Annotated in this window: 4 protein-coding genes and 1 pseudogene; 4 read left to right on the top strand and 1 reads right to left on the bottom strand. The window is 46.0% G+C overall.

The genetic code is table 11. The annotated features are described in order from the left end of the window. From NWQ57_RS01400 to NWQ57_RS01385, 4 genes and pseudogenes are all read left to right on the top strand, one after another. Window positions 1-375, top strand: a pseudogene (locus tag NWQ57_RS01400) (GntP family permease); the annotation flags it as partial. Between the two features lie 20 nt (window positions 376-395). Further along, the gene (locus NWQ57_RS01395; protein WP_306020162.1) at window positions 396-1,574 is read left to right on the top strand and encodes a homoserine O-acetyltransferase; all 1,179 of its coding nucleotides are present in this window, start codon (window positions 396-398) and stop codon (window positions 1,572-1,574) included. Window positions 1,575-1,583: 9 nt separating this feature from the next. Beyond that, window positions 1,584-2,582 (top strand): PHB depolymerase family esterase, encoded by a 999-nt coding sequence (locus NWQ57_RS01390; RefSeq protein WP_306020161.1) that lies wholly within the window; start codon window positions 1,584-1,586, stop codon window positions 2,580-2,582. An 8-nt stretch (window positions 2,583-2,590) separates the two neighbouring features. Next, window positions 2,591-3,358 (top strand): 3-hydroxybutyrate dehydrogenase, encoded by a 768-nt coding sequence (locus tag NWQ57_RS01385; RefSeq protein ID WP_306020160.1) that lies wholly within the window; start codon window positions 2,591-2,593, stop codon window positions 3,356-3,358. A 119-nt stretch (window positions 3,359-3,477) separates the two neighbouring features. Here NWQ57_RS01385 and NWQ57_RS01380 read toward each other — a convergent pair. Next, on the bottom strand, window positions 3,478-4,724 hold a 1,247-nt coding region (locus NWQ57_RS01380), incomplete at its 5' end, for a gamma-glutamyltransferase family protein (RefSeq protein ID WP_306020159.1).

Raw genomic sequence — 4,724 nt, 5'->3', positions numbered from 1 at the left:
AAATCCACTGATGCATTTCAAACTGCGGTGGAGTTAATGACCCAAATTCCGGGTTCACCACTGATTGGTGCAGCTATTGCGATTAGTGTCATTGCCGGAATGACAGGCTCTGCATCGGGAGGTCAAGCGATTGTCTTGCCACTTATTGCGCCCCATTACATTGACCAAGGTGTTGACCCAGAAGAACTTCACCGCATTGTAGCAATTTCCTCTGGCGCTTTAGACTCCTTGCCTCATAACGGTTATGTTGTCACCACAATCAGAGCGATTTGTCATGAAACTCATCAACGCGCCTATTGGGCAGTCGGGGCGCTAACAGTTGTTGTGCCCTTATTAGGGCTTAGTTTGGCGGTGGCCTTATTTTCAGTGTTTTAATATAGAGAAGAGAAATAACAATGTTGTATAAATCAATCGCACTGGCCTGCCTGCTGCTCAGCGCTGCCCCTCAAGGCGAGACTCTGGTGACCAAGCAGCAATTTCATGCCGACACCTTTACCACCTTTGGCGGTAGCATCATTAACGATGTCAAAATAGGCTATGAGAGTTACGGAAAACTGAATAAACAAAAAGACAATGCTATTTTAATCACCCACTATTTTTCGGCTAACTCTCACGCAGCAGGAAAATATGCAAGTGATGATCCCCAAGCTGGGTATTGGGACGCAATTATTGGTCCGGGCAAAGCCATCGACACCGATCACTATTTTGTCATCAGTGTGGATAGCTTGGTTAATTTAAATGCTAATGATCCTAATACGATTACCACCGGGCCTGCTTCAATTAATCCTGATACCGGCAAACCCTACGGGCTAAGCTTTCCGGTAGTGACCATTCGAGATTTTGTGAACATACAAAAAGCCGTGCTCGAATCATTAGGTATCAAGCAATTACATGGTGTCGTGGGCGCATCAATGGGCTCCATGCAAGCGATTGACTGGGCGGCAGCCTATCCGGATTGGGTACCTCGCATGATTTCTGTCGTAGGTAGCGGTGAAACTGACGATTGGTCTAGTAGTTTATTAGAGCAATGGGCTATTCCTATTCGTCTGGACCCGAACTGGCAACAGGGTGATTATTATGCTTCAAGCCCCCCCTTAGAGGGCCTTACAGCGGCTTTGATGTTCATTACTCAAGCGGCGCTAAGCCCAGAATTTTTTAATCAAGTGGCGTCAACAAGCGATATAGATCATCAATCGTCACAACAAGCCATTTTGCAAGACATCCATCAGTCCCCGGCCATTGTGCGTTGGTTACGTGAACGAGCGCAGCAACGTGCGCGATTAATGGACGCCAATCACTTACTGTATTTGGTCAGGGCAAATCAATTATTTGTTGCAGGCCATCAAGGTGAGCTTGCCAAGGGACTGCAAAATGTGAAAGCCAAAAGCCTGTTTTTACCCGCTAGTAATGACTTATTGTTAATGCCCTATTTAGCTAAACGAGCCCATCAAACCTTATTAGCATTAGGAAAACAGAGTGAGCTAATTGAGTTAGAGGGAAATTTAGGACACTTAAATGGGGTGTCGTTAATTAGCCAGCAAGGCGACAAAATAAAACAATTCTTAGCGCAATAAGGAAGCAACATGACCTACAAACTTATTTGTTTAGCTTTAAGTATCAGCGCTGGCAGCGTCATAGCTGCGCCGCAAAAACTGGATCTTTCCTTGGAGCAAATCAGTGTTTCAGGACTCTCTAGTGGCGGTTACATGGCCAATCAGTTTCATCTTGCTCATTCTGATTGGGTAACAAAAGTCGGTATCATTGCCGCAGGGCCCTATTACTGCGCTCAAGGCAGCATCAAAACTGCGCTCGAGCAGTGTGTAAATCAAGTGCTAAGCCCCATTGACCTAAATCACTTAAACAGTGTGGCAAACACCTATGCGACGGAAGAAAAAATATCTCCCCTTACTAACCTTAAAAAAAGTAAAGTATGGCTTTTTCACGGAGCCAATGACAATAAAGTAAAACAAGAAGTCAGTGACGCACTCTATGAGCAATACGCAGACTTAGCAGGCAAAGAAAATGTCAAGTACGTCAACGACCAAGCCACCTCACACCTGTTTCCTACACTGAGTGAGGGCAGCGATTGCCAGCAGTCAGTTTCGCCCTATATTGGCAACTGCCAATATGATGCAGCGGGGGAAATGTTCGGCTATTTGTTTGATGATTTTGCGGTTCGGGTCGACACGCCCCAAGGGCAAATAGTAGAACTTGATCAACAACAACTTGGCGGTGAGTCGGCAAGCACGCTGGCTGATCTTGCCTACGCTTATGTACCCAAAAGCTGTGCTGCAGGTGAAAGCTGTTCGCTACACATTAGCTTTCACGGCTGCAATCAAAATTCACAAAGCGTGGGGACCCAATATGCCCAGCTCAGTGGTCTGAATAATTGGGCTGACAATAATCGTATGGTGGTGCTCTACCCCCAAACTAAAAACTCAACCTTTATGCCTCTTAATCCTCAAGGTTGCTGGGATTGGTGGGGTTATACCGGTGCAGAATATGCCACGCAACAAGGTCAACAAATCCAAGCGGTTACTCGTATGGCCCGCTCATTACAACATTATTCTATTCAACAATAGGCCCAACTATGCTTTCAAAAAACATCCTCATTACCGGCGGAGCCAGTGGTATTGGTTTTGGTATCGCCCAGCAACTCGCCACCTTGGGCCATCAAATTATTATTGCTGATTTGCAGCTTAACACCGCGCAAGAGGCGGCACGCAAACTCAGCGATGCGGGTTATTCGGCCTCAGCCATAGCAGTAGATGTCAGCCAAGCAGAGCACGTTGCCGCCTTGCCAGGACGATTGTCTCCACTAAAAATAGATGTGCTGATCAACAACGCGGGTATTCAACATGTTTCTCGAATTGAAGACTTTCCGGCAGATAAATGGCAGCAATTAATTAATATTATGTTGGTGGGGCCGGCCTTGATGACGCAAGCATTCTTGCCATCCATGCGCGAACAAAACTTTGGTCGGATAATCAATATTGGCTCCGTCCATTCGTTGATTGCTTCACCATTTAAATCAGCTTATGTAGCCGCCAAACATGGTTTATTAGGCTTTGCTAAAACCATTGCCTTAGAAACCGGCGATTGTAACATTACTATCAATACTATCTGCCCCGCTTATGTTCGAACGCCATTAGTAGACAAACAAATCGCTGCCCAAGCCCTTGAACACGGGATCAGCGAAGATGACGTTGTTAACAAAATAATGTTAGAGCCTATGCCGAAAAAATCCTTTATTGAAATGGATGAATTGGCGGCTACTGCAGCTTTTTTAATAGCCGATACTGCCCGCAATATAACGGCGCAAACCATGGTCATTGATGGTGGCTGGACGGCCAGATAAAACCACATTGCCATTGGACATCAGCACAGTGGTATTAAGCAGGTAAAAAGACAGGACACTCATCCCTAAATGAGAGGGATGCGTGTCCTGCTGATATGCTCTATACACATTGTAACGCTTTACAAGGTGCCGATAACGCCTTCTCTGCGTTTATCAGCCGCCCCTTCTAAGGAGCCGTCTGATTTACGCAAAATAACACTTAATCCTGAATTTTCGCCTTGCGAGGCATCGACGTTAAATCCTAGGTTTTGCATCGTTGTTATGACGATGTCAGGGGTCAGCTCTTTTTCTAATCTAACGGTTTCACCTCGTGCCACCATATTGGGCAAATCAACCGCATCCTGAGCACTTAGGCCCCATTCAAATACACCCACCAAAGTTTTCACGGTATAAGCAATGATGTTATTACCACCCGGTGAGCCAGTTGCCATTAAAAACTCGCCGTTTTGGTCTAGTACAATCGTAGGTGACATCGATGAACGGGGACGTTTTCCTGGTGCCACCGCATTCACAATTGGCAAACCTTCGTTATCCACGGGCTTAAATGAAAAGTCGGTTAACTGATTGTTTAAAAACATGCCGCCTGCCATCCGCGTAGTGCCGAAAATACTTTCCACTGTTGCGGTCATGGATACCACATCGCCCTTAGCATCAACTATTACAAAGTGAGTGGTGCCATGCACATCATGAGTCCCGTCTTGACCGGTTAAACGAGTTTGCAGTTGATCATTAAAGAGCCAAGGATCACCTGCCGAAATCGAAGCCAAGCTCTTGTTCCCCGCTAATAACATGGCACGCTCTTTTAGGTAATCTTTGTTTAACATGCCGTAAATCGGCATATCGATAACACTTGGATCAGCAATAAATTGGTCTCGGTCTGCATACGCTAATTGTTGTGCTTTCGCCAGCAAAGCCCAATTGTTAGGATCATCCATTCCGGCCGCACTAAAACCTTGGCTGTGTTCAAGTAAGCCCATGATCATACCCACTGCTACCCATGATGAAGGGGGCGGCGCACCACATATTTGGGTTTGGTGGTAAGGCTGACAAAGCGCCTCACGTTTAATGGCTTGATAAGCGGCAATATCGGCTACGGTTAATGTGCCAGCTCTTGGCGAGCGTTGAACCATATCAGCTATCTGCTTGGCAATATCGCCCTCGTAAAATGCCCTGGGATCCTGTGCCACAATCTCCAATGTTTTGGCATAGTCTGGATTTTTTAATAAATGTCCCACCGGGAAAGGCTGGCCTTGATCATCAAAAAAGTAGTGATATGCATCTGTCGGACCTTCTTCAGGTGTACTTGGGATATATTTTCCAAAGCGTTCTAGCATACCAAATAGCCGCGGCGAAATTTCAAAACCAT

It is taken from the genome of Paraglaciecola sp., from assembly GCF_030730205.1.
Taxonomy (GTDB): domain Bacteria; phylum Pseudomonadota; class Gammaproteobacteria; order Enterobacterales; family Alteromonadaceae; genus Paraglaciecola.
The sequence above is the reverse complement of the archived record's forward strand: the minus strand, read 5'-3'. Positions and strand labels throughout refer to the sequence as shown.